13 protein-coding genes and 1 pseudogene are annotated in these 24,863 nt (G+C 62.5%); 6 read left to right on the top strand and 8 right to left on the bottom strand.

From position 1 onward, the window contains the following. From BLQ85_RS13515 to BLQ85_RS24270, 4 genes are all read left to right on the top strand, one after another. Window positions 1-2,694: LamG-like jellyroll fold domain-containing protein (locus BLQ85_RS13515; protein WP_305790510.1), on the top strand; the 2,694-nt coding region annotated here is incomplete at its 5' end. 371 nt (window positions 2,695-3,065) lie between these two features. Continuing rightward, on the top strand, window positions 3,066-4,877 hold the full coding sequence (locus tag BLQ85_RS13510; RefSeq protein WP_175456114.1) for a DUF6531 domain-containing protein: 1,812 nt from the start codon (window positions 3,066-3,068) through the stop codon (window positions 4,875-4,877). A 38-nt stretch (window positions 4,878-4,915) separates the two neighbouring features. Beyond that, window positions 4,916-7,522, top strand: coding sequence for an Ig-like domain repeat protein (locus BLQ85_RS13505; RefSeq protein ID WP_083336851.1), 2,607 nt, complete (start codon window positions 4,916-4,918; stop codon window positions 7,520-7,522). Next, a complete protein-coding gene (locus tag BLQ85_RS24270) occupies window positions 7,519-7,965 on the top strand; it encodes a hypothetical protein (RefSeq protein ID WP_139200970.1) in 447 nt (148 codons plus the stop codon). Before BLQ85_RS13505 ends, BLQ85_RS24270 begins: the two co-directional genes overlap by 4 nt. A gap of 454 nt (window positions 7,966-8,419) precedes the next feature. Here BLQ85_RS24270 and BLQ85_RS13500 read toward each other — a convergent pair. After that, window positions 8,420-8,680 (bottom strand): annotated as a pseudogene (locus BLQ85_RS13500) (alpha-hydroxy-acid oxidizing protein); the annotation flags it as partial. Between the two features lie 136 nt (window positions 8,681-8,816). On the opposite strand from BLQ85_RS13500, the gene BLQ85_RS13495 reads away from it, so the two are divergent. Further along, entirely contained in the window at window positions 8,817-11,030 is a 2,214-nt protein-coding gene (locus BLQ85_RS13495) for an acyltransferase family protein (protein WP_074577727.1), read from the top strand. A 180-nt stretch (window positions 11,031-11,210) separates the two neighbouring features. Here BLQ85_RS13495 and BLQ85_RS13490 read toward each other — a convergent pair whose 3' ends face one another. The 6 genes from BLQ85_RS13490 to BLQ85_RS13465 form a co-directional block, all read right to left on the bottom strand. Continuing rightward, complete coding sequence (locus BLQ85_RS13490; protein ID WP_074577726.1) at window positions 11,211-12,359, bottom strand: alpha-hydroxy acid oxidase; 1,149 nt, start codon at window positions 12,357-12,359, stop codon at window positions 11,211-11,213. A 117-nt stretch (window positions 12,360-12,476) separates the two neighbouring features. Then, window positions 12,477-13,802, bottom strand: a complete 1,326-nt coding sequence (locus BLQ85_RS13485) for a TPM domain-containing protein (RefSeq protein ID WP_175456113.1) — start codon at window positions 13,800-13,802, stop codon at window positions 12,477-12,479. 16 nt (window positions 13,803-13,818) lie between these two features. Then, window positions 13,819-16,080, bottom strand: coding sequence for a penicillin-binding protein 1C (gene pbpC, locus BLQ85_RS13480; protein WP_074577724.1), 2,262 nt, complete (start codon window positions 16,078-16,080; stop codon window positions 13,819-13,821). Window positions 16,081-16,085: 5 nt separating this feature from the next. Beyond that, window positions 16,086-16,400: a hypothetical protein gene (locus BLQ85_RS13475; RefSeq protein ID WP_074577723.1), complete on the bottom strand. Its 315-nt coding sequence runs from the start codon at window positions 16,398-16,400 to the stop codon at window positions 16,086-16,088. Window positions 16,401-16,503: 103 nt separating this feature from the next. Then, a complete protein-coding gene (locus BLQ85_RS13470) occupies window positions 16,504-17,193 on the bottom strand; it encodes a hypothetical protein (RefSeq protein WP_074577722.1) in 690 nt (229 codons plus the stop codon). Further along, a complete protein-coding gene (locus tag BLQ85_RS13465; protein ID WP_074577721.1) occupies window positions 17,190-23,171 on the bottom strand; it encodes an alpha-2-macroglobulin family protein in 5,982 nt (1,993 codons plus the stop codon). Before BLQ85_RS13465 ends, BLQ85_RS13470 begins: the two co-directional genes overlap by 4 nt. A 183-nt stretch (window positions 23,172-23,354) precedes the next feature. Here BLQ85_RS13465 and BLQ85_RS24600 point away from each other — a divergent pair, with 183 nt between their 5' ends. After that, window positions 23,355-24,083 carry a hypothetical protein gene (locus BLQ85_RS24600; RefSeq protein ID WP_074577720.1) on the top strand — a complete coding sequence of 243 codons (729 nt, stop codon included), beginning with the start codon at window positions 23,355-23,357 and terminating at the stop codon, window positions 24,081-24,083. 25 nt (window positions 24,084-24,108) lie between these two features. Here the strand turns inward: BLQ85_RS24600 and BLQ85_RS13455 are convergent, their stop codons facing one another. Then, window positions 24,109-24,846, bottom strand: a complete 738-nt coding sequence (locus tag BLQ85_RS13455) for an SDR family oxidoreductase (RefSeq protein WP_074577719.1) — start codon at window positions 24,844-24,846, stop codon at window positions 24,109-24,111. Between the last annotated feature and the right edge of the window lie 17 nt (window positions 24,847-24,863).

The following is a 24,863-nucleotide window of genomic DNA, read 5'->3' as shown; positions in this document are numbered from 1 at the left end:
AACACCGGCCTGCCCTGGGCGCTGACCGGCAAGACCGACGAGAACAATGTGCGCCTGGCCACCTGGGCCTATGACACAGCAGGCCGTGCCATCTCCAGCGATGGCGCCCTGGGCACCGACCATTACAGCGCCACCTACACCACACCGCCGCAGGCGATCGTCACTGAAACCCTGGTGGCCGGCACTTACTACCGCAACCACACCTGGCAGGCGCCCACGGGCTTGCAGGTGACGGATGCCACCGGCACCACCTCGACCACCAATGTCGTGATGCCCAATGGTTATCCCATACTGGCGGGTATCAGCCAGCCCGCGGGCTCCGGTTCGCCGGCGACCAGCAATGCCTCGACGTATGACACGCGCGGCAACCTGCTGTCGCATGACAACTTCCAGGGTGTACGCACTTGCTACGCCTATGACGGCAAGAACCAGGAGGTCACGCGTGTCGAGGGCCTGGCCAACACGGTAGCGTGCGCCACGGTGCTGCCGACCACGGCTGCCTTGCCCGCAGGCGCGCGCAAGTACACCACCAGCTGGGACAGCAACTGGCGCGTTCCCAAACAGACCACCCAGCCTGGCTCCGTCACTACCCTGGTCTACCAGGGCCAGTCTGATCCCAAGAATGGCGGCGCGGCTGCCAATTGCTCGCCCGCCGCCGTATTGGCCACCGGCGCGCCCCTGAGCCTGCTGTGCAAATCGGTGGTCGAGATGGCGAACGGCGCCTACTTTGACAATCCCGCGGCCGCAGGCGGCGACGCCTTGATCGACAAGGTGGTCTTGTTGCTGCATGGTGAAGACGGCAATGGCTCACCGGTGATCGCGGACAGCAGCATTTACCGGAAAAGCCCAAGCAGCAAATGGGGCTATGCCTCTGCCACGACAGCCCAGAGTAAATTCGGCACTGGGTCCATCAGCCTGGACAGTGCAAGCGGAGGCGCTTTCGGCTTCGGCCCCGACAACACGCTCAAGCTCACCGGTGATTTCACCATTGAGACCTTTGTGAAACTCAACGCGCAGGCCAATCTGTCCCGGTACATCTTTGGCTGGGGCGGAGACGGTTGGAGCGGCCAGCCCACCGGCTATGTGGCCCTTGACGGGGGGGGGAATCTTGTTGCGAACTGGAGCGGGGGCGGCTCCATCACCGGGCCCGCCGTCCCGACCGGCGTGTGGCATCACGTGGCGCTGAGCCGCAGCAACGGCACCTGGGTCATGCACCTGAACGGTGTACAGGTCGGCGCCAGTGTGCTGTTCACCAATTCGGACGCATTGAACTATGGGCGCATTGAGTTGGGGCGCTCCACCTATACAACTTTTGGGAATCTGAACGGCTATCTTGATGAAGTCAGGGTCACCAATGGCGTTGCGCGCTACAGCGCCGCCTTCACGCCGCCCGCCCAGCAGTTTGGCGATCCCCTGGACCTCAACCCCACGCAGCCCAAGGTGGCGGACGTCCACTACGCCAAAAACATCTTGCTGCTGCACGCCGACGGTGCCCATGGCTCCCAGGTCATTGTGGACAGCAGTCCGCTGGCAGCTACCGGCGTGCTCAACGGGAGCGCGCAGGTTAGCACCACGGAGAGCAAATTTGGAGGTTCGTCCTTTTACGTTCCTGGCGCGACCAATTTCAGCAATTTCGGAAGAGTGAATGGTGACTTCTCGCTGACCGGGGACTTTACGGTGGAGTTCTGGATGAAGCCCGCCAGCACGACCCCCGCCACAATTGCACTTCGATTGGGCGGCAGCGGCATTCCTAACCAGGAATTCGTTTTTGTCAATGACCGCTTCGTACTCCAAACCAGCAGCGGTGCTCCATCCTGCGTATTCAGCGAGAGTCTTACCGGTTTGGCCAATGCGTGGACCCATGTGGCTTTTGTGAGGATTTCAGGGACTGTTTATTCCTATGTCAACGGTAAAAGCTACGGAAACTGCGCCTGGACCACCGCCTTCAGTGGTTCCAACGGTTACGTGATTTTTGGCTACAACAACACATCCAACGCCGTCTTTTACGACGACATCCGTATCACCAAGGGGCAGGCCCGATACACGGGCACGTTTACCCCCTCGGCCTATGCTGCGCCCAATGTGGCAACACTGTCAGCCGATGCATCGACCGTCACCACCCAGTACACCTACGACGCCACCGGCCGCTTGCTGACGGCCAAGGACACGCTGAACCGCACGACGACCTATGCCTACTACACGGCGGCCGCCTTCAGCGGCACCGCACCCAATGAAACCGGCCATGCCGCCGGTGACCTGCAGACCGTGACCAACCCCGCCGGCCATGTCACGCAGTTCACGCTGTATGACCGGGCAGGGCGCGTCAAGCAGATGGTGGATCCCAAAGGCGTGGTGACCGACATGGTTTACACCCCACGCGGCTGGACCAGCAGCGTGACGGTCACGCCTCCGGGTGGCACTGCACGGACCACGACCTACACCTATGACAACGCGGGCCAGATGACGGGCGCCACGCTGCCCGACGGCACAACTTTGGGCTACAGCTATGACGCCGCGCACAGGCTGACCGGCGTGACCGATGCCAAAGGCAACTCGGTGACCTACACCCTCGACAACGCCGGCAACAAGACCGGCGAGCAGATCAAGGACCCCTCGGGCAACCTGCAAAGAAATATCACGCGCGTCTACGACGCCCTGAACCGCGTGCAACAAGTCACGGGAGCGAGCAATTGAAAACAGTCATCCGTGCACACTGCAGAAATCTCGGGCTTGCCGTTTTTTCGGCATGGGTGCTGTCGGCTTCGGCGCAAGCCGCCCAAACCTACAGGTTCCCGCCCAATGCCTGCGGGGCTTCGGGGTATTACCCGGCGGCGGCGGGTGCTTGCACTGCCGGCGCGAACGCCATCGTCGCCTGCGGGAACAAGCTGGTGCCGGCGGCCGTGCGCACCCTGACGAGCGCGACCTTGACGGGGATGACTTGCAACGCTGTTTACCACGGTGTGCAGGTTTCGAACAACAGCAACTTCGATGACACCTTCTCCTTTACGGTTGCCGAAGAGTTGCCCCGCCCCGAAGCGGATTCCTGCAATTGCGGGAAAGATGGAATGGAAACCGCCAAGCCCATCAACCCGGCAACCGGGGAGAAGGCGCTCGACGATCACGGCTACGCCGGCGGTGGGCCGCACGCCTTAAGCCTGCTGCTCAGCTATCGAAGCGGCCGCGTGGTGGGTGCTCTCACGGGGGCGGCCGGTGCGGGCCTGGGCCAGGCCTGGTCCCACAACCACCGCGTCTACCTCAGGCTGGAAGGTCAAGCTGGAACGTCCGGCCACACCGCCAATCTTTATTTCGGCGACGACACCGTGCGCATCTTCGGCTGGGACCCTAACAGCGGCGCATGGCTCCCGGCCAACAGCGTGGACACCCTCACGGCTAACAGTGGGGGTTTTCTGTACAAGCGGCTGGAAGATGACAGCCTGTGGCAATTCGACGCTGCAGGCAAGCTGCTCACGATGACCCGGCGCAACGGCTGGGTTACCACCTATGCCTACAGCACCGGCACCACCTCCAGCGCCATCGCCCCGGTGCCCGGCCTGCTGATCGCGGTCACCAACCAGTTCGGCCGAAGCCTTGATTTTGCCTACAACGCCGCCAGCCAGCTGGTGGGCGTCACAGCCAATGGCCACCCGGTCGCCAGCTACACATACGACGGTACGGCGGAGGCTTCACGCCTGACCGCCGTGAGTTACCCCGGCAATGCCGGCGGCAGCGTCAGTAAGACTTACCTGTACGAAAACGCGGCTTTCCCGCAGCTGGTCACCGGCATCATCGACGAAACCGGCAACCGCCTGGCCACCATCGCCTACGACAGCCAGGGCCGGGCCACCAGCAGCGGCTATGCGCTCGGCGCGGACCTGTACAGCGTGAGCTACGCCAGTGCAGGCGACGCGGTGGTAACCGACCCGCAGGGCACGGCACGCACTTACCACTACGGCACCAATGCCGGTCGGCTCGCTGTTACCGGCGCCGACAAACCCAGCGGCACAGGCGCAAATTCGGCCACCAGCCGGGTGCAGGACGCCAACGGCTTTGTGACACAGGAGACCGACTTCCTGGGTGTGAACACCACGTACACCTGGGACGTCAACCGGCGCCTGCCTTTGACGACCACCCAGGCCGCCACACGGCCTGAAGCGCAGATTACGGCCACCCAGTGGCATCCGAACTTCAGGTTGCCAGTGCTGGTGACCGAAGCGGGGCGAACCACCGCCTATACCTACGACACGCAAGGCAACAAACTGAGCCAGACCGTCACCGATACGGCGACCAGCGTGGCTCGCACCACCAGCTGGACCTACAACCCCCAAGGCCAGGTAGCCACGCAGACTACCAATGGCGTCGTCTCACGGACCTATGCCTATTACGGCGCCACCAGCTTCACGGGTACGTCACCTAATGAAGTCGGTCAAACGGCGGGCGATCTCCAGTCCATCACCAACGCCGCAGGCCATGTCACGCAATTCACCCTGTACGACAGGGCGGGGCGGGTCAGGCAGATGGTGGACCCCAAAGGCGTGACCACCGACACGGTGTACACATCGGCAGGGCGGGTCAGCAGCGTGACGCTGACCCCGCCGGGTGGAGCGGCCCGGACCACGACCTACACCTATGACAACGCAGGCCAACTCACGGGCGTAGCCATGCCGGATGCCACAACGCTGAGCTACAGCTACGACGCCGCCCACCGCTTGACGGGCGTCACCGACGCCAAAGGCAACACCGTCACTTACACCCTGGACGCCATGGGCAACAAAGTCGGCGAGCAGGTCAAAGACCCCTCGGGCAACCTGCAAAGAAACATCACGCGCGTCTATGACGCCTTGAACCGGGTACAGCAAGTCACGGGAGCGAGCAATTGAACACCACCACGACCATCACTCAAGCAGGAGGAGTCAGCATGAGCAGCCTTAGCCCCAGCCGAGCTTTTACCGCGTGGCTAAGCCGCCTGGTGCTGCTCATTCTTTTGGCCCCGGCCATGGCCTTTGCCGGCCCGACGACCACGGCGCTTTCAAGCAGCGCTGGTACCGCCCCGGTCGGGCAAAACATCACGCTGACTGCGACCGTCACGGGTGCCAGTCCCACAGGCAACGTCACCTTCAAGGACGGCGGAACCACCGTGGGCAGCAGCGCCTTGAGTGGTGGCGTGGCAACCTTGACCACCAATTCGCTCGCCCTCGGGAGTCACACCCTGAGCGCTGAATACGCGGGTGACACCAACAACATCCCTTCAACTTCCGGCGCGGTCGTGGTTGCCATCAACACCGGAACCCTGACCTGGCAATACGGCTACGACGCCATGGGCCGGCCCACCACGGTGCTGGACCCCAATGGCCTGGCGACCTATACCTACTACGACAGCCTGGGCCGCCCCATCCAGACCCAGCAGCCGGCCAATATCGGCAGCGCCACCCCAACCACCACCGGCTTTGCCTACAACGCCGCCGACGGCCTGACCCAGGTCACTGACCCGCGCAACCTGGCCACGACCTACAGCCCCAATGGCCTCGGTGATGTCACCGCCCAGACCAGCCCGGACACAGGGGCCAGCCAGTACACCTATGACGGCAGGGGTAATGTGCTGAGCAAAACCGACGCCCGCGGCAAGCTGACCCAGTACACCTACGACAACATTGATCGCCTTAAAACCATCAGCTATGCCACCGGTACGGGAACGACGTTTGAATACGACGGTGGAGCCACGCCCACACCGGCTGTCATAGGCGAGCTGACCAAAATCACCGACGCCAGCGGCCAGGTGACTTACAGCTACGACAGCATGGGCCGCAAGACCGGCAAGGCCCAGACTACGGGTGCAAGGACTTTTACGGTGGGCTATACCTGGGGTGATAGCGGAAGCGCGCTCGACAAGCTGACGGCGATTACTTACCCCAGTGGAACCCGGGTCAACTACAGCTATGACGCGCAGGGTGTGGTTTCGGGCATTACCGTCAATCCACCAAACAGCAATGGCGTGGGTACCAATACCGGCTCCACCTTGCCGCTGCTATCGGGTATCACTACCAATGCCGAAAGCAAACTCACGGGCTGGACCTGGGCCAGCACCAAGACCCAGGCCATCAGCTATGACGCCAACGGCCTGATCAGTGCTTACAACCTGGGCGACCCGACAACAACCGGCATTCGCCGCACCATTCTTCGTGACACCGCGGGGCGCATCACGGGGTACACCCATGTCAGCAATGGAAGCCCTGTTCCCGCGCTTGACCAAAGCTTTGGTTATGACAATCTGAATCGCCTGATCAGCGCCACCTTGGGCAGCACGGCGATTCAGTACAGCTATGACGCCACGGGCAATCGGACTGCAAAGGTCATTAGCGGCACCAGCTATCCCAATACCATCTCGGCCACCAGCAACAAGCTGACCCAGACCCAGGATGTGGGGGGGACGGCGACCGTGGTGCATGATGCGGCGGGAAATATCACAAGCGATGGGACCAATACCTATACCTACAGTGACCGGGGTCGTTTGGCGACAATGACCAATGCGGGTGGTACGGTGACTTACAGCTACAACGCGCTGGGGCTGCGGGTTAGCAAGGTTGGACCGACAGTCTTGGTGCCTACTGGGACTACTTATTACGTCTTTGGCGATTCAGGCAAGCTGCTTGGAGAATATGACGCCAACGGAACTCCAATCTATGAAACCATTTACCTCGGTGTTCCAGTTGGGGTGGTCAAGCAAACGGGTGCGGCCACGGCGGGCGACATTGCGATCAACTTGTACAACGTCTCGACGGATCAAATTGGTGCGCCGCGCATTGTTACTCGTCAGAATGATGAAGCGATTGTCTGGCGTTGGGATTCGGCTGAGGCGTTTGGCGCGACAGCGCCGGATCAAAATCCAAGCAGCTTGGGCATTTTCAGTTTTAACCAGCGCCTGCCTGGTCAGGTTTTTGATGCAGAGAGCGGCTTGTTCCAGAACTGGAATCGGGAGTACAACCCGCGCATCGGACGGTATATGCAATCCGATCCTATTGGTCTTAAGGGCGGCATCAATACCTTTGCCTATGTTGCAGGAAATCCGTTGGGATTTAGTGACCCCCTCGGCTTGTTTGGATTTGCCGAACATGTCTGGATCACCAATAAAGCCGTCGACGGTGATCCCAACCTAGTGGAATTGGCTAAAGCAACTGCAATGGCTGATTTCTTACCAGGTAGCCAAGATCCGGAAAATTCATACTGGCACGCCATGCGGGATGGAACGGGGACCCAGACTGCTGAGCAGGCTAAGGTCCTATTTGATGAATACATCGAGCGACAGATGAGCAGTTGTACGATACAAGGCCTGGCACGTGCAGCTCATGCAGTACAGGATAGCTTCGCGGCAGGTCACCGGCATTTTCAGCCGTGGGCCGGAGGACTTCCTACGCCGAGCCACTTGCGCGGAGATGTATTACCGTCAGAGGCGACTCTTAACAAAGCAGTGGCCGCCACTAAAGCCCTTATCCTCAGATACAAACAAACCTGCGAGTGCCAAAAATGAAATTGATTGCTCTTTCGGAACGTTATGCTGCTGCTGTGCTGACGACTTCACTCGCGGTATCTGGCTGCTCAGCCGCACCGCTGGAGGTCACTCCTACTTGCGAGCGCAGCACGCTTAGCGAGTCAGCCGGTGTCAACTTTGTTGCGGGCTTGCCGTACTACGTATACCCAAAAAATGTTGACAAGCTGAATGGTTGCCAGACTATGTGGGATTCCAAAGGACGCATGGCTGTGCAGATAGTGTTTCGTGATGGAAACGCTGTGCAGTATTTGGAATACACGGATTCCGGAGCCGTACGACTCAGTTGTAGTTACGCTGAAGGCGTTGTCCGTGCGCAGACTTGCCCTGAAAAGCAAGATATTGCAACGGGTTTCAGGGTTTTGAGCATCGAACTTGAAAAATCGCTCCCCAACTTTGATGATTTACGTCGGCAAAAAAAGTAGCGCTAGTCAGAGGTAGAAGAGTTTGCGTTGGGAGACATATTTCTATTTGCCGAGTTTGCGACCTTAAATCATGACCTATCAGCGTGTTGAGTTGCATGAAGCAATTGAGAGTTCCCGAGGTGGGGTGGCCGGTGTATGGGAGTACTCTGCATCCCTAAGCGAACTCACTATCCGCGTTACCTGGAAAAGTAATACGGAGAATATGCATTTCATCTGCAATGGTTGCTCACGCATCGAAGCCTCGGCTGCATGGGGCCCTGTTGACTTTGAGATTCAGGAATTTGAAAGTGATCGATGGGTATTGAGCGATCACAAAGCCAAGTTCTTTGTAGAGTGTGGATCGATACGAGTATTTCGAATACGTACCACCTCTATTCAACGAAACTTTTGACAGATAGTCGGTGAGACCGCGCTACCCTGCAGCAGGGGATTTTGAGTCCCCTGCGCCTGACTTTCAATAAGTTCCAGGCACAAAAATCCCGCTATCCACCGCCTTGATATCTGTCCGCCCGCAAAACGCCATGGTCAAATCCAGCTCCTTGTGGATGATCTCCAGCGCCTTGGTCACGCCTTGCTCGCCCATGGCGCCCAGGCCATAGAGGAAGGCGTGGCCTATGTAAGTGCCTTTGGCGCCCGGGGCAACAGCCTTGAGCACGTTCTGGCCGGAGCGTATGCCGTAGTCCATATGCACTTCGATCTGCTTGCCGGCGGAGGCTCAATGCATACTCCATGGTTACACTGAGCAACAAGCGGCTTTTTTGAAGACGGCTCGGGTATGCAGAGGCAAATCGTATGAGATGCCAATACGCCAATAAGAAACCACATACGATCCTCTGTCGATCATTTCACGAATGACTGAATCGTTGCCAACGCGCTCCGGGCTTATCCAGCCCGCGGTAAAAAAACTTATCGCGGCGGGCGCGTTAGCCGGAAATCCGGTCTCTTCTTCCGCTGCGTTGCCCGGTAAAACCTTGACGCTCGGCAGTTCGTCATACCGGCCTGACATCGACGGCCTGCGTGCGATTGCCATACTGGCGGTTGTCATTTATCACGCCTTTCCCGGCAGCCTGCCTGGCGGGTTTGTCGGCGTAGACATCTTTTTTGTTATTTCCGGTTTTCTCATATCCAGCATCATTTTCAAAGGGCTGGAGAAGGGAGACTTCAGTTTTTCCCTCTTCTACGCGCATCGGATCAAGCGGATCTTCCCGGCCTTGATTCTTGTACTTGCAGGGTCCTATCTATTCGGCTGGTTTACGCTCGTCGCCGATGAGTTCAGGCAGCTGGGCCGGCATACCGCGGCGAGCATTGGCTTCATTCAGAATTTCGTTCTCTGGACGGAGGCGGGATATTTTGATACGGCGACAGAATTCAAGCCTTTGATGCATCTGTGGTCCCTGGCCATCGAAGAGCAGTTCTACCTGGTCTATCCACTGGCAATCTGGTGCGTATGGAAAGCACGCGTGAATGTTCTGGCGTTTGTCCTTGTTCTCGGCTTGCTCTCTTTCGGATCAGGCTTGGGGTCTCCCACCAAAACATTCCTCCTGTCTCAAACAAGGTTTTGGGAGATATTGGCGGGATCCGTGCTGGCGTATGTTCAGTTGTTTAAAAAACAGCAGCTGATGGCGTATCTGAATCTTTGGACCTCCAGATTATTTTCTCCAGAAACGGCGGGCTCGCGGTTTGACCGGACTGTCAGAAGCTCACTGTCCATAGCGGCTTTGCTCCTCCTGGCCGCAACGATTTTCGGGCTGGACAGTACGTGGGAATTCCCTGGGTGGTGGGCCTTGGCGCCCGTCACAGGAGCGGTTTTGTTGATTGGCGTGGGACCGGACGCATGGGTCAATCGAGTGATTCTCGCCAATCAAGGGATGGTGTTTGTGGGGCTTATCAGCTATCCCCTTTATCTGTGGCACTGGCCCCTCTTGTCGTTCTTGCAAATTCTGGCGCTCGGAGACGCATCCGGCATAGCCCGCCTTGTCGTGGTTGCACTGAGCTTTCTGCTGGCATGGCTGACGTACAGCTTGGTGGAGACTCCCATACGTGGCGGTTCGAATGGCCGTTTCAAAGTGGGCCTGCTTTGCGTGCTTGCCGCGGTGGTGTGGTGTGCCGGATATCACTCGGTCCTTTCGAAAGGCATAGCGTCCAGGCATGTTGTTGAACTTAACCCCGCGATTTCATCCGGACGGCTCCCCGCCTATCAGCACCACACGGTCTCCCGCTGCGGACTGGATGCGAGTGTCGAGAAAAAGTTTGAAAGATGCCTGAGCGACACCCGTGGTGCGGCGAGATTCGCATTATTGGGTGACAGCAAGGCTGCTGCGCTGGCGCCTGGTATTTTTCGGGAGTCAACTTCCAATGGCTACTGGGTATTTATTGGTGGAACGAATCGATGGGGTTCCGTTGTACCGGTAGTGACCGATGCTGTGCAATACGCCCCCTATCAAGAGGCAACAAAAATAGCTTTTGACGCCGTGATCGCAAACCCTGAAATTGAGGTGGTTGTGCTTACGACCGCAACCCGCGCGCTTTTTAAATTGAAGAATGAGCACTCCATCGAAGATCTACCCGCGCACGGAGGCTTCAACCTTGCGCTGGATGGGATGGACCGAGCTGTGGACCGGCTTGTCAAAGCGGGGAAAAAAGTGGTCATCACAGTGGACAACCCCACGTTGAAAGAGCCCAGGAAATGTGTTTCAAGAGCCAGCGGGCTTGACTTTGTGAATGATTTTCTGGGGCTGGTTCCAAACCAGTCTCTTTGCAATATCACTTTTGACAGGCATATGGAACTGTCGAGGCAATACCGCGGCTTGCTTGAAAATTTGCAAGTGAAATACGCGGGCCAACTCCGTATTTTTGATCCCCTGAATCTGCTTTGCGATATGAAGAGCCGAATATGCGGTTCATTCCTGGATGGTTTTATCCTTTACGGCTATTCAGACCATATTTCTGAGCGTGCCAGCGTGCTTGTTGCGAGCAAGCTGCTTCCGTTTGTCGAAAGCTTTGCTCGAGAGCGAAACAGCAGCGGGAGCCCGTCATCAAGCCGAGGCGCGATTGATAAAAAATAGCAAGTCCGCGGCCTTGTTTTCGGCAAGCGTGCCTCGATGCTTCCGCTGCGTGCAGAGATCGGTGCAGGCGAGCACTGCGTCGTGAAGCTCTCCCCGCCGCAACAGGGGCTGTTTGGGAACTCGCCGACGAACTGGCTGAATACCCGGCAAAGGACGATGGTCGGTCGCGGCGCTCTGCCCTCAATAAGTTCCAGGCACAAAAATCCCGCTATCCACCGCCTTGATATCTGTCCGCCCGCAAAACGCCATGGTCAAATCCAGCTCCTTGTGGATGATCTCCAGGGCCTTGGTCACACCTTGTTCGCCCATGGCGCCCAGGCCGTAGAGGAAGGCGCGGCCTATGTAAGTGCCTTTGGCGCCCAGGGCAATCGCCTTGAGCACGTCCTGGCCGGAGCGTATGCCGCCGTCCATATGCACTTCGATCTGGTTGCCGACGGCCGCGATGATCTCGGGCAGGCAGGAGATGGAGGACATCGCGCCATCCAGCTGGCGGCCGCCGTGGTTGGAGACGATGAGTGCATCAGCGCCTGAGTTGACGGCGAGTTTTGCGTCCTCAACATCCTGTATGCCTTTGAGGATCAGCTTGCCGCCCCAGCGTTTTTTGATCCATTCCACGTCGCCCCAGTTGAGGGCCGGGTCGAACTGTTTGGCCGTCCATTCCGAGAGCGAGCCCATGTTCTCCACGCCTTTGACGTGGCCGACGATGTTGCCGAAGCCGTGGCGTTTGGTGCCCAGCATGCCCAAACCCCAGCGCGGTTTGGTCATGAGGTTGAGGATGGTCGATAGCGTGGGTTTGGGCGGTGCGCTCAGGCCGTTCTTGAGGTCTTTGTGGCGCTGGCCGAGGATTTGCAAGTCGAGTGTGAGCACCAGCGCCGAGCAATTGGCCGCCTTGGCACGGTCTATCAGGCTTTCGATAAAAGCGCGGTCCTTCATCACATAGAGCTGGAACCAGAAAGGGTGGCGGTCCGTGCCGGCGGCCACGTCTTCGATGGAGCAGATGCTCATGGTCGAGAGCGTGAAGGGGATGCCGAATTTTTTGGCGGCGCGCGCGCCCAGGATTTCACCGTCGGCATGCTGCATGCCGGTCAGGCCCGTGGGTGCGATGGCGACCGGCATGGCGACCGGCTGGCCGATCATGGTGGTCGCCGTGCTGCGGTTTTCCATATTGACGGCGACGCGCTGGCGCAGCTTGATCTTCTGGAAGTCGCTTTCATTGGCGCGGTAGGTGCTTTCGGTCCACGAGCCGGAGTCGGCATAGTCGTAGAACATGCGGGGCACGCGTTTTTTGGCCAGGACGCGCAGGTCTTCAATATTGGTGATCACGGGCACGGCGATAGTCTCCTCAGGTGCCCAATGCTAAGGGTTCGGGCCGCCCGGCGATTGAATAAATTTTGGCGGGCTTCAAATTATTTCAATACGCGAGAGGCACCGGCTACGGCCGTCCTTCTACCAGCTGCCGGAAGCCCCACCGCCGCTACTGGAGCCGCCCGACGAGCTCCGGCTGCTGGAACTGGAGCTTGAACTGCTGCTCGATGAGCTGCCACCTCCGCTGCTGGTGCTGACGCTGCCCGGGAAGAAGCCAAACAGCATCGCCAGGCCGGCCGCGATCCCGGTGGGTAGCCAGGATTCCCAGTCCATAAAAAGCAGGTCGGGCGGGTTTTTGAAGGCCACATAGCCCACGATGCCGGCCACCACGGCGCAGCGCACGCCGAACTCCAGCAGGCTGCGCTTGAAGGCCATGTAAGCACCCGCACCGATGATGCCCAGCAGCAGGCAGGCAACAGCGCCCCCTGCGACGTAGAGAAAACCCAGGCCGAAGCTGTTGGCGCCCACCGCATAGGCGATGCCGGCCATCAGGCAGATCACCAGCGCGATACCGCCGACCACCCTGCGCAGGGTGCGCGAGCGGCCGCAGCCAAAACCCAGCGCAAACGCCAGCGGCACCGGGAAGGTCAGCATGACAATCGCCAGGCCGGGCGCCTTCAGGGCGGCGGCCGCCACCAGCGGCAGGGCGGCGGCCACGCCCATCGTCACCGGCCACTTCCATTTCCACTTGCGGCGCGCGCGAGCCGCACCTATGGCGAAACCCCACAGCAAGGAGGCCAAAAAGGCCCAGCCAAAGGGCGTAACGCCACGGCCCGTGTCTTCCATGGGCTGCACATCGCCGCGGACCGCTGCGCCTATGTGGTCGATGGCCGCTTGCAGCCCGCCCGCGTAGTCGCTGCGCTGAAAGCGCGGCTTCATCTGCTCGTCGATGATGCGGCCCGCCAGCACGTCGGGCACGCTGCCTTCCAGGCCCTGGCCCACCTCGATGCGCATGCGCCTGTCCTCTGTGGCGACCAGGATCAGGATGCCGTCGTCGCGCTTCGTGTCGCCGAGCTTCCATTTCTCGAACACGCGCATGGCGTATTCCTCTATGGCTTCTACGCCCGTGGTCGGCAGCATGAACACCACCACCGCCGCCCGGGTGTCGGCCTCCAGCGCCAGGATTTGTTCGTTCAAGGCCGCGACCTGCGCGGTGTTCAGCGTGCCGCTGGTGTCGAGTACGCGTGCGCTGTAGGGCGGAACGGGCACCTGCACGGCATCGATCGGCGCGGCCATCTGCGCGGCATCAGCCGATACGGCTGTCTGCGCGGCATCGACCGGCGGGGCTATCTGCCCGGCACCGGCGGTCAGCACGCACAGCGCCGCCCAGAGCACCAGCAGGGTTTGAAAGAGGCGCCGTGTGCTCGGCAGTGCTGGGGAGGGAAGGGCGGTCTGGAACTGAGGCATGGCGGGTTTGGAAAGGTCAGCGTTTGGCGGCTGGGGCGCCACGCGCGCTGGCTTCGCGCACGCCGGCGCCGCGCACTTCGAAGCGGATTTCATCGGCCACCTTGCCGCCGGCGTCGAGCAGTTGCACCACATGCCGGCCCGGCCAGGGCAGCCACTGGGCCTGCGGGCCACGCGCGAACTCCTTGCCGTCCATCAGCCAGCGCGTGCCGCGGCCTTCGGCGCTGAAGCTGATGCGCTGGTGTTTGGGCGGGATGTCCGGGTCCAGCGCGATGATGGTGCCCGAGGCCGGGGCGGTGATGCGGGGCGGGGCGTCGGGTTCGGCCGCCGTTTTTTTGCCGGACCTGGAGGCCTTGGCCGGGCCGAAATCGCCGGTGCTGGAATTCGCGGCAAATACCGCTTGCTCCGTGCCCTGGATAAACCACTCGCTGCGCGCCGCCTCCAGCGGCGTGCCGCCTTGCTTGCCGAATTGCGTGCGGCTTTGCACCAGGCCGGCGGGCGGTGTGGGCGCGCGGCTGCGTTCGGTCCTGTGCAGGTAGTTCATCAGCGCCGCCCAGATGGGCGCCGCGCCGCTGGTGCCGCTCACGTCCCACATGGGCGCGCCGCTGGCATTGCCCACCCACACGCCCACGGTGTAGCGCTGCGAGAAACCCATGGCCCAGTTGTCGCGCATGTCCTTGCTGGTGCCGGTTTTGACGGCCGTCCAGAAGCGCGTGGCCAGCACGCTGTCGGTGCCGAAGGTGCGTGCGCGCGCCAGCGGGTCGGCCATGATGTCGGTGGCGATAAAGGCGGCGCGCGCGTCCAGCGCCGGCCTGAAGACGGGCTTGGGATTTTTCGCGAGCGAGGGCGCGCTGTAGCGCCCGCCGTTGGCCAGCGTGCGGTAGGCGTTGGCAAGCGACAGCAGCGAAACCTCGCTGCTGCCCAGGGCCAGGCTGTAGCCGTAGTAGTCGCCTGATTCTTTCAGCGGCAGGCCCACGGCCTTGAGCTGTTTGTGAAAAGCATCGGGCGAGACCATCACCAGCGTGCGCACGGCCGGCACATTGAGTGAAGCGCCCAGCGCGGTGCGCGCCGACACCAGGCCCTTGAACTGCCGGTCATAGTTTTGCGGGATGTACAGCCCGCCCGAGGTCTGTATCTGGGAAGAGGAATCTTCCAGCAGCGAAGCGGCCGTGATGCGGCGCTCGGCAATCGCCTGCGCATACAAAAAGGGCTTGAGCGTGGAGCCCGGCTGGCGCAAGGCCGTCACGCCGTCGACTTCGGCCGCGTCGCTCAGTTCACCCGAGGAACCGACCCAGGCCAGCACCTCGCCCGTGGTGTTGTCCAGCACCACAATCGCGCCGTCTTCGACGTGGCGGCCGCGCAGCTCGCGCAGCTGCTGGGTCAGGGTCTGTACGGCGAAGCGTTGCAGCGGGGCGCGAACGGTGGAGGCCAACGCCAGGGGCGTGTTAGCCCGGCCTGGGGTGTTGCCGGCCTGGGCGGCCAGCAGCCTGCGCGCCAAATGCGGCGCCACGCCCTCGCTCGCATCAAAGGCCTTGCGCTGCAGCGCGGCGCTGGCAAACAGGTCCAGGCCCGTGCAATCCACCTTGGCGGGCGCTTGCATGGCTTTGAGCACGCCGCAGGCGCGCTGCGAGACCTGCGCCGCTTTGGCATTGGGCGCGCGCACCAGCGCGGCCGCGATCGCCGCTTCGCGCTCGTCCAGGCCGTGCGCGGCCTTGCCGAACAGCGTGCGGCTCAGCGCGTCTATGCCCACCATCTCGCCGCGAAAGGGCACGAGGTTGAGGTAAGCCTCCAGGATCTGGTCCTTGCGCCAGCGCGCCTCCAGCACCTGGGCCGAGACGGTCTGGCCGACTTTTTGCGTGAGGCTGCGCCCACCCGCACCGGCGCGCCAGTCTTCGTCCAGCAGGCCGGCCAGCTGCATGCTGATGGTGGAGGCGCCGCGCGTCCTGGTGTTCCACAGGTTGCCCCAGGCCGCGGCCGAGACCGCGCGCCAGTCCACGCCGCTGTGTTCGTAAAAACGCTTGTCCTCGCTGAGCACCAGCGCCGTGCGCAGTGCCGGCGACACATCGGGCAGCGCCACCCACTGGCCGCGCCGCACGGCCTTGTCGGTGCGAAGGCGCTGCAGCAGCTCGCCGTTGCGGTCCAGCACCAGGGTCTCGGAGGGTTTGAAGTCGCGTTTGACTTCGTCGAAGGTGGCCGCAGCCGACACCGTCTGCGCCTGGGCAGCCATGAGCAGGCCGGCCAGCAGCAGGGGTTTCAGGAGGGTGTCGCGCGGAAATGTCATGAGGCTCAAGGCGGTTGAATGGCGAGGTGAAAAGACAGCCAGGTCGCAGCTATGCCTGCCACTACCAGCGTGCTGATAGCCGCGCCCAGGAGGGTCAGGACTCTTTCTTTGCCTTGTGTGTTCTTCACGCCTATCCACTGGAGCGGCGCCGCCACTACCTGGCTTCCAAGCAGCCAGAAGATGGCGTGGAAAAAGCAGGTGATCTGGTTCCACCCTCGGCAGTTGATGGCCCCGCCATAAGCCTGGGCGCTGAAGATGGCCATGCCGGCGCCGAGGGCGCCGATCACCTGGCCGATGCGACCTATGAGCCGGGTGTTCATGGTATGGCTGTCTTCACTTTACCGCCTCCACCTTCACCTGCGCATGCATTACCTGCCGGAACAAGAGCTGGCGCGAAGCTTGAAAACGTCTTGGGCTTGCGATTCATTTCTTTGTGCAGAGTTTCAGGTTGGTTCGGGTCGCGCGTACGGCCGGCAGATACATGTCTGAATCGGCCGGTGGATAGTTCCCTGTGACTTCCTCGTCGGACATCGCGGCATCCTTTGCAAGGTCCTTCAAGGTCTGGATGCAGCCGGCGCGGTCGCCCAGCTTGAACTGCGTCAAGGCCAGGTCGTTCAATACCCAGGCTGAATCAACCCAATGAAGGAACGGTTTGCATTGCGTTGCAACCGGGTTGAGCACGGCCAAGGCAATGGTGTAGTTTTTGGCCTGGTACTCTTTTTTGAACTTTTTTCTCGACGCTTCCATATTCTTGAACTCGCAAAGCGGCGGGGGCTTTCGGTAAAGCCCCTCAAACCAGGCCCGCGCGCCGCAAAAATCCTGGCACGCGTCGGACCCATTGGTCGTCACCTGGAAATCCGGGCCTTGGGCTTTAAAGCTGAGCTGGCAAGCGGAGTTGTCGATCTTCGATTTGCCATTGACGATGACGCCGTCCAGGCCGCATATGTGTGCGTTGGCCCCTGTGGTTTCCAGCCTGAACTTTCCACGCGGTTCAACACTCAGCACGCCCCACGCGCCGTCATTGATCACATAGTCCCCCTCAGGGGGCGTGCTCAACTGTGCCGAGGCCGCGCTGGCGGTCAGCAACACAAGGGCGTAAACGGCCAGCTTCACTTCGCTGCCTCCACCTTCACCCGCGCATTCGGCCACTCACCGAACATCTCGGGCGCATACATGGCTTCCACGCGGCTGGGCGGCAGCGCGAAGTCGCCGACGTTGTTCAGGCGCACCGTGTATTCCATCTTCACCACACCTTTGGGCAGGTATTCGTAATAGCTGCGGAAGGCCTCGAAGCTGCGTTCTTCAAACGCGGGCCAGCCCGCGCCGGTCTTCTTCTCGCCGCTGGTGGCAATTTCAGAATCACGGCCCAGGCCACCGCCCAGGATGGTCGCGCCGCCGGGTACCGGGTCGCTGATGACGACCCAGGTCATGTCGGCGCTGGCGTTGACTTCCAGCGAGATGCGGATCACGTCGCCACGGGTGTAGACGCCCTTGACGGCCTGCTCCACCGGCGTGATGGTCTTCTTGATCTGGTAACCGGCGTTAAACGGCGCCTTGAGCTGTATGGCCGCGATGGACTGCAGTGTGAGCCAGGGCTTGCCCGGGCCCTGGTGTGTCACCGTCAGCGTGTCCTTGGGCGCAGTACCCCAAGGCAGGAACATGCTGTTGTTGCGCAGGTTGCCGGGCGAGGCGGGCGCGCCGAAGAAGGTGGTCTGGTTGGGCGCACCGGCCGCGTCCGTGGTCTTGACGCGGTCGACCTTGCTCCAGTCCACGCTCGCCACACTCGCGGCGGCCGCGGCCAGCGTGGCCTTGGTGACGCCGGCCACCGGCGTGGCTTCAAACTTGGCCGAGAACTTGTCCAGCGCCAGGCCGCCCCAGAGGTTGGCCGTGGTGGTGTGCCAGGCGCCTTTTTGCTGGCGCGCGATAAAGCCGTTGGCCAGGCGCCCCATGTCGTCTTTCCAGGCCGGGTCGTCCATCACGGCCAGCATCAGGCGCGCGGTGTTGACGTCGCCGTTGGTCATCAGCCACCACCAGTAGTCGTCCTTCTCGGTGCTGAAAATCAGCTTGGTGCCCTGGAAAGACAGGCGCGAGCGCAGCACCTGGTTGGCCTCGGCGATGCGCTGTTCGCGCTGCGGCGCGTCGGCCACACGTTTGAGGATGTTGAGCCAGTCGATCACCGCATGCGTGGGCCACTGGTTGGGCGCGATAGTGATGCTGCCCAGCATGCGGCCCTGGGCCTTGCCGTAGCGCGACAGCGCCTCCAGCGCGGCCAGCTTGCGCACGTCCAGGTCCTTGCGCGGGCTCCAGAAATCGCGCTGGATCCGGCCTTCCACGAACGCGATCAGGCCGCGCTCCATGGGCGCGCGGGCCTCGTCGGGCAGGGCAAAAGCCGGGTTGATGCCGGAGGCTTCATGCGTGGCGGCCAGCAAATAGGCCGTCAGCGCGTCGCTGCCGCGGTTGGCTTCACCGTCGCGCGGCGGGAAGTAGTTGGCCAGGCCGTCGCTGTCGAGGTAGGTGGGCAGTTGCGCCAGCACGGTCTGCCAGAGCTTGCCGTCGCGCAGGCCCACGGCCTTGCTGGTTTTTTGCTCCAGGCAGATAAAGGGGTACATCGCGAAGTAGTCGCGCACGCCGTCCATGCCTTCGGCCAATTTGGGCTGCAGCGACATCTTGAGGCCGCCGCGGCCGGGCAGGGCGTCGGCTGGCGGGTTCACGTCCAGCGTGAAGCTTCCGTCGACCTGCACCAGCGTGGCCTGCTGCACCGTCAGCGGCACAGCGGGGATGATGCGCTGGCGCGCCTTGAGGCCGTCGCGCGCGCCGCTGATCGTGTCTTTCGCTTCGATCTCCCACAGAATGGCCTCGGCCCGCGTGAGCGCCAGCTGCGCGGGCGCGGTGACCATCCAGGCCACCTCGCGCGCCTCGCCGGCGGGGATGTCCACGGTCTGCGGTTTCAGGTCGAGCAGGGTGGCGCGCGGGCTCACCTCGACCTTCATCGCGGCCTTGGTGGTGTTGCGCAAGGTCAGCTGCGCGCGGAACTGGTCGTCCTCGCGCACCAGCGGCGGCAGGCCGCTGATGATCTGCAAATCCTGCGTGGCGCGTATGGAGGTCTGGCCGGTGCCGAAGAGGCCGGTGCCGGCATCGGCCACGGCGACGATCTTGAAGGTGGTCAGCGCGTCATTGAGCGGCACCGTCACCACGGCCTGGCCCTTGGCGTCCAGCACCACGTTCGGGTTCCACAGCAGCAGGGTCTCCAGCAGCTCGCGCGTGTTGCTGCGCCCGCCGCCGCCGCCGGCCGCCACGGCCTTGCGCCCGTAGTGCCTGCGGCCAATGATTTCCATCTGCGCGGTCGAGGTCTCCACGCCCCAGGAACGGCGTTGCAGCATGGCGCCCAGCAAGTCCCAGCTGTCGTTGGGCATCAGCTCGAGCAGCGCCTGGTCCACCGCGGCCAGCGCCACTTCGGCATTGGCGGCCGGCTGGCCGTTGGGCAGCTTGGCCGTGATGGTGACCTTGGCCTGGCCGCGCACCGCGTAGCTTTCCTTGTCGGCCTTCACGCTCACCTCAAGCTGGTGGGCCTTGGTGCCCACGCGAATTTCAGCGAGGCCCAGGCGGAAGGCCGGCTTGCTCAAGTCGACCAGCGCGGTGGGCGCCACGTATTCACGGCCTTCGTACCAGAAGGAGGTCCACCACTCGCGCGGCGCCTTGTAGCCCCAGGTGAAGAAGCTGTACCAAGGCACCTCGCGCAGCCGGCCGCGCAGGGCCAGCACGCTGACGTACACATTCGGGCCCCAGCCGTCCTTGATCTGCAGGTTGACGGTCGGGTCCTGGCCGTTGAGCTGCACCACCTGGGTCTCGATCACGCCTTCGCGTTCAATCGCGACCAAGGCCGTGGCGAAACGGAAAGGCATGCGCACCTGGAATTTGGCGGTCTCGCCGGGCTGGTAGCTTTTCTTTTCGGGCAGCACGTCCATGCGGTCGTGGTCTTCGCCGCCGAACCAGAGCTCGCCCTGGCGCGTGACGTAGACATTGCTGGCCGCCTGGATGCTGTTGCCGTCCTTGTCCTTGGCCGTCACGATGAGTTCGACCTCGCCCGGCTCGCCGAGCTTGGTCTCGCACAGCAGCAGGCCGCGTGAATCGCTCTTGCCGCTGCAGACGCTGCCGAGGTCTTTGGTTTCCGTCTTGTTGTCGTAGGTGTAGAAGCCGCCCACCATGCGCTTGCGGCTGGTGGTGGTAATGCGCGCCACGGCTTTCACTTCAAGCGATACGTCCGGTGCGACTTTGCCCGTCAGGTCCAGCGCCAGGGCCTGGAACTTGATTTTCTGGCTGCTCGAGACCCAGCCCTCGGTCTTGATGCCGGCCACCACGGCGGCCGGCCAGACGGTGGAGACGCTGCGAATCGTCTGCACCTCGCCGTTGGGGTCGGCGTAGCTGGCTTCCAGCAGCAGCTCCTGGGGCTGCTTGTGCGCAGGGATGTCGTTGATGGTGAGCTTGCCCGCGCCGTTGCGGTCCAGCGTGAGCGGCAGCTTGTCGGCGATCACGCGCTGGTCCTGCGAGGCCGTGCGTTCCTCGTTGTCCTGGTTGCCGCCGCTGTCGCGGTTGTTGCGCGGCGGCATGAAGTTGAATTCCTCATAGTCGCTGTAGCTCAAACTCTTGGCGCGCACCAGCGCCGATACACGCACCGGCAGGTTGACGGCGCCGCCGCCCGAGACGTAGTTGATCTGCACGTCGGTGGGCACGGACTTCACGTTGATGAGTGCCTTCTTCTCGGAAGGGTTGATGCGCCCTTCGAGCACCGGCAGGCGGAACTCTTCCACACGGAACTGCCCGCTGCTGAAGCTGCGGGCGCGGTTGCCGCGGCCCTTGCCGCTGTCGTTCGGGGCCTTGAGCTGGACTTCGTAAATCCCCAGCTTGGCGGCCGGCGGGATCGCAAAAGTGTTCTCGGCGCTCAGGCCGCCGGTGGCCGTCTTGCGCCAGCTGATGGGCTGGGTGTATTGCTGGCCGCTGCCCACATGGGTGACGACCAGGGTGGCCGGCGTGCCCTCGGGCAGGCCGAAGCCCTTGCTGGTTTCGGTGCGCAGCACATGTTTCATGGACACGGTCTCGCCGGCCCGCAGCAAGGTGCGGTCGAATATCGTGTGGGCCCGCTCGTCGGGCATTGGGTCGCGGCTGGTCGGCACATTAAAGCGCCAGGGCTCTATGCCCTTGTGCCAGTCGCTCCAGGTAAAGGCCAGGTCCTCGACACCGGCCACTGTGCTGCGCGCGCTGACGAAGTAGGCGTTGCGGTAGTCGTCGTTGTTGCTGCCCGAGCAACGCGGCGGCTCGGACGACAGCTCGCTGAAATTCGCGATGCCTTGGGCGTTGGTGACCGCCTTGGCGATCTCAGTGCCATTGCAGCCCGAGACGCGCACCGTGGCGCCCGCCACCGGCGTGCCCTTGTCCAGCGTGGTGACCCAGGCCAGCGAATTCTCGCGGCCCAGCTTGAAATGCACGCCCAGGTTGGTCACCAGGGCCGAGGTGCGCACATACATGGTCCGGCTCGCGCCGTGGCGCTCGTCCAGCAGCGAGGTGCCGAGTTTTTGCGAGGCGATCTCGACCACGTGGAAACCGGGCGCCAGCGGGATGCCGACGACTTCAAAGGGGCGCGGGTCGTTGCCCACGGGCTTGGGCAGGTCCAGCGTCTTCACGCCGGCCTGGCCGCCCAGCAAGGACAGCATGCGCGACTGCACGTAGTCCTTGCCGCGCGCTTCCAGCGGCTTGGGCAGCGGGCCCTTGACGTCGGCGGCGGCCGCCTTGCGCGGGACCTCGTACTCGTCATAGCGCTGCACCTTGCGGAACCAGGCAATGATGTCGGCGTCGGTGCGCGGCTGCAGGTCGCTGACCTTGCCGGCGCCCGGGGCGAGGCCCTTGACCTGCAGGGCCGCTTCCACATTGCGCAGCGTGACCGGCAGCAGGGCCGGGTCGCCGGGTTTGGTATTGGGTTCGGCAAAGCGCTCGACGATGCCGAAGGGCGAGGCGGCGAATTTTGCCAGCGGCGGCATGGCGCCCGTGGCCACCTTCAGCGGAAAGCTGTCGGCATTGCGCAGCGTGCGGCCCGAGGCGTCCTTGAAATCCCGGGGCAGCTCCAGCGAGAACTGGGCCTGTTCCGGAAACAGCGGCTTGAAGGTGATGTTGGTGACCACGTTGTCGCCGTCGCTGTTGCCTTCCTCAAACGAGGGCTTGAGCGTGTCCTTGTCGCCTTTGAGGCGTATGCCCTCGGCCAGCTTGCGCGGCACGGGCGCGTTGAAAGACAGGCTCATGGGCCGCATCGGCAGGCAGGCCGACTGGGCGTTCTCGCGCTCGCAGCTGAAGGATGCCGAGAAGGGCTCGCGCACCTGGAAGTTGTAGCGTTTTTCGACCGAATTGGGCACGCCGCTGGGCGTGCTCACGCCCTTGCCGTAGACCAGCTGCAGCTTGGTAGCGGAGCTCAGGCGCCGGTTGCAGGCCAGGGTGACGTAGCGCAGCGGCTCGCTTGCCGCGGCCTTTTCCAGGCCCTGCGACTTGAGCAGTTCCTCGCGCTCCTTGCCCTCGATCAGCTTGACGGGCACGCGCTCGCCCAGGCCTTCGACGGCGCACCAGACGTTCTCGCGGACGCTTTGCAAGGTGGCCGGGCCGTTGAGCTGCAGCAGGAAGTACTGCTCTTCGTCGATGCGCTGGTAGGTGCCGGGGCGCAGGTTCTGGATGAACGGGCCACCGGTGTTGAACTTGTAGGAAGAGGGGCCGGCCACGGGCAGGCCCTTGGGCGACTTGAAGGTGCCGACCAGGTTGACTGTGCAGCTCACGCCGGGCGGCAGGTCGTTCTCGAATTCAAACGCCCATTCGCGCTCGTTGATCCAGCGGCCCGAGCCCTTGGTGGCCTGGGCGTCGCTGCAGCTCAGCGACAGCGGGGCGGGCGCTTTCGGGTCGCCAAAATTGACGGCGCCTTCATCGAACTTGGCGACGATCTGCCGCACGCGCGCGACCTCGCCCTGGGGCGAAAGGCTGGTGACCTGCAGGGCATGGGCATGCAGCGAGACCGCCGCGATCAGTGCCAGGGCGGCTTTTTTTATGGTTGGGCTCACGTTTCCTCCTCTTTCGGAAGGGCAAGCGTAGCCGATTTATATGTAACAAAATATGTATGGTGAGGGGAAAATTGCCGGGGCATTCACCGCGGGTCACCGTGGCGTACCCGGCGACAAAACAGCTGTCGTCGGCGCGGCCCACAGCGGATATGTAAGCTGTCGACATCTATCGGAAGCATCCAAATGCCAAACACAAACCCCTCACCAGGCCTTTCATCCCTCAAGTCCCTGTTCGCCTACAAGGCCTGGGCCAACCTGGCATGCCTGCTGATGCCCATGCTCTCATGGGCCGGTGGCGCGGAATTCGCGCTGCGCTGGAGCAGCGGCGGGCCGGTGTCCGCCGAAGAGGCCGTGGCGGTGATGGGCCTGGAGGGCGGTCGCAAGGTCACGGAATATGAGGTGGAGTACTTCACGGTGTCGGCGCCGCCGGTGGCCACCGATCCGCCGGCAATCGGCCGCAGGCGAACCCGGTCCGACGGCAAGGTCGAGCTGACGCTGAAATACCGCAGCCCGCAGCCCTTCGGCAGCGGCTTTGACACGGAGGCGGCCTGCGCCCTCGGGAAAAACACCAGCGTCAAACAAGAGACCGATATATCGGTGCTCCAGACGCTGCAACCCGGCCGGGCCTATTCGGTTTCCTGCGAGCGTGAAGCGAAGAAGACGCTCGATTTTCCCGAGGCCATGCGCGCGAAGGCCATGGGCTGCAAGAACCGCATGAAACGCGTTGCTGTCGGCGCGTTCAAGGTGGAGGAGTGGCAGCTCCCGCAGGGCCGGCTTCTGGAAGTGTCCATGCCGGGGAGTGACACGCCGCAGGACCTTGCGCTCTTTATGGCCAAGGTCAAGCCCCTGCTGGACAAGGGTGTGGTGCTCGTGGACCGCAGCAAGACCCAGGCGGGAAGCGGTTGCAGCTAGGATTTACGCAGGTTAAAGAGCAGGACTACCGGGCAAGCGCGACCGCATCGGCACCCGCCGGGTAGTGCAGCGTCCCGTCCGCATCGTTCACGGCACGCCATACCGCCTGCGCCACGTCCGCCGCGGTGGTCACGGCCGTCATCGTTCCCAGCGAGGCAAAAATGCTTTGCGCCAATGGCGCATAAGCCTCGGGAATCAGGCCCTGCATGCGTTCGGCCCCGTTCGCGGTGAAGCGCGTGCCCGGCCCGTAACCCGGCTCGACCAGCTTCACGCCGATATTGAAGGGCGCCAGCTCCAATGCGAGCGATTCGGTAAAACCGGTGATCGCCGTCTTGCTCGCGGTATAGGCGGCTACCAGCGGCATGGGCGCCAGCGTCACGGTGGATGTCACGTTGACCACCAGGCCGGCCTGGCGGGCGCGGAACTGCGGCAGCACGGCCTGGGCCATGGCCATCATGCCGAAAGTGTTGGTTTCGAAGATCTCGCGCACCGTGGCCATGGGCGTCGCCTCGAAGGCACCGAAGAGGCCCAGGCCGGCGTTGTTCACGAGGACGTCGATAGGGCCGGCGGCCTCGATCGCCGCGGCGATGCTCTCGGGCCGGGTCACGTCCAGCGGCAGCACGCGCAAGTGTTCCGAAGGCGGCAGCACCTCCGTTCGCGGTGTCCGCATGGTGGCAATGACCTTCCAGCCCTGGGCGTGGAAGTGGCGCGCGATTTCCAGGCCGTAGCCGGAGGAGCAGCCGGTGATCAGAATGGTTTTCATGTTGTGTTTCCTTGGGT

Source organism: Polaromonas sp. JS666 (assembly GCF_900103405.1).
GTDB lineage: Bacteria > Pseudomonadota > Gammaproteobacteria > Burkholderiales > Burkholderiaceae_C > Polaromonas.
This window is presented reverse-complemented; position numbering and strand designations above follow the sequence as displayed.

Coding starts and splice junctions, on each gene's coding strand:
- BLQ85_RS13475 (WP_074577723.1), bottom strand. CDS start 16,400: ATGAACACCCGGCTCATAGGTCGCATCGGCCAGGTGATCGGCGCCCTC.
- BLQ85_RS13510 (WP_175456114.1), top strand. CDS start 3,066: ATGGAAACCGCCAAGCCCATCAACCCGGCAACCGGGGAGAAGGCGCTC.
- BLQ85_RS13455 (WP_074577719.1), bottom strand. CDS start 24,846: ATGAAAACCATTCTGATCACCGGCTGCTCCTCCGGCTACGGCCTGGAA.
- BLQ85_RS13485 (WP_175456113.1), bottom strand. CDS start 13,802: ATGCCTCAGTTCCAGACCGCCCTTCCCTCCCCAGCACTGCCGAGCACA.
- BLQ85_RS24600 (WP_074577720.1), top strand. CDS start 23,355: ATGCCAAACACAAACCCCTCACCAGGCCTTTCATCCCTCAAGTCCCTG.
- BLQ85_RS13505 (WP_083336851.1), top strand. CDS start 4,916: ATGAGCAGCCTTAGCCCCAGCCGAGCTTTTACCGCGTGGCTAAGCCGC.
- BLQ85_RS13495 (WP_074577727.1), top strand. CDS start 8,817: ATGACTGAATCGTTGCCAACGCGCTCCGGGCTTATCCAGCCCGCGGTA.
- BLQ85_RS24270 (WP_139200970.1), top strand. CDS start 7,519: ATGAAATTGATTGCTCTTTCGGAACGTTATGCTGCTGCTGTGCTGACG.
- pbpC (WP_074577724.1), bottom strand. CDS start 16,080: ATGACATTTCCGCGCGACACCCTCCTGAAACCCCTGCTGCTGGCCGGC.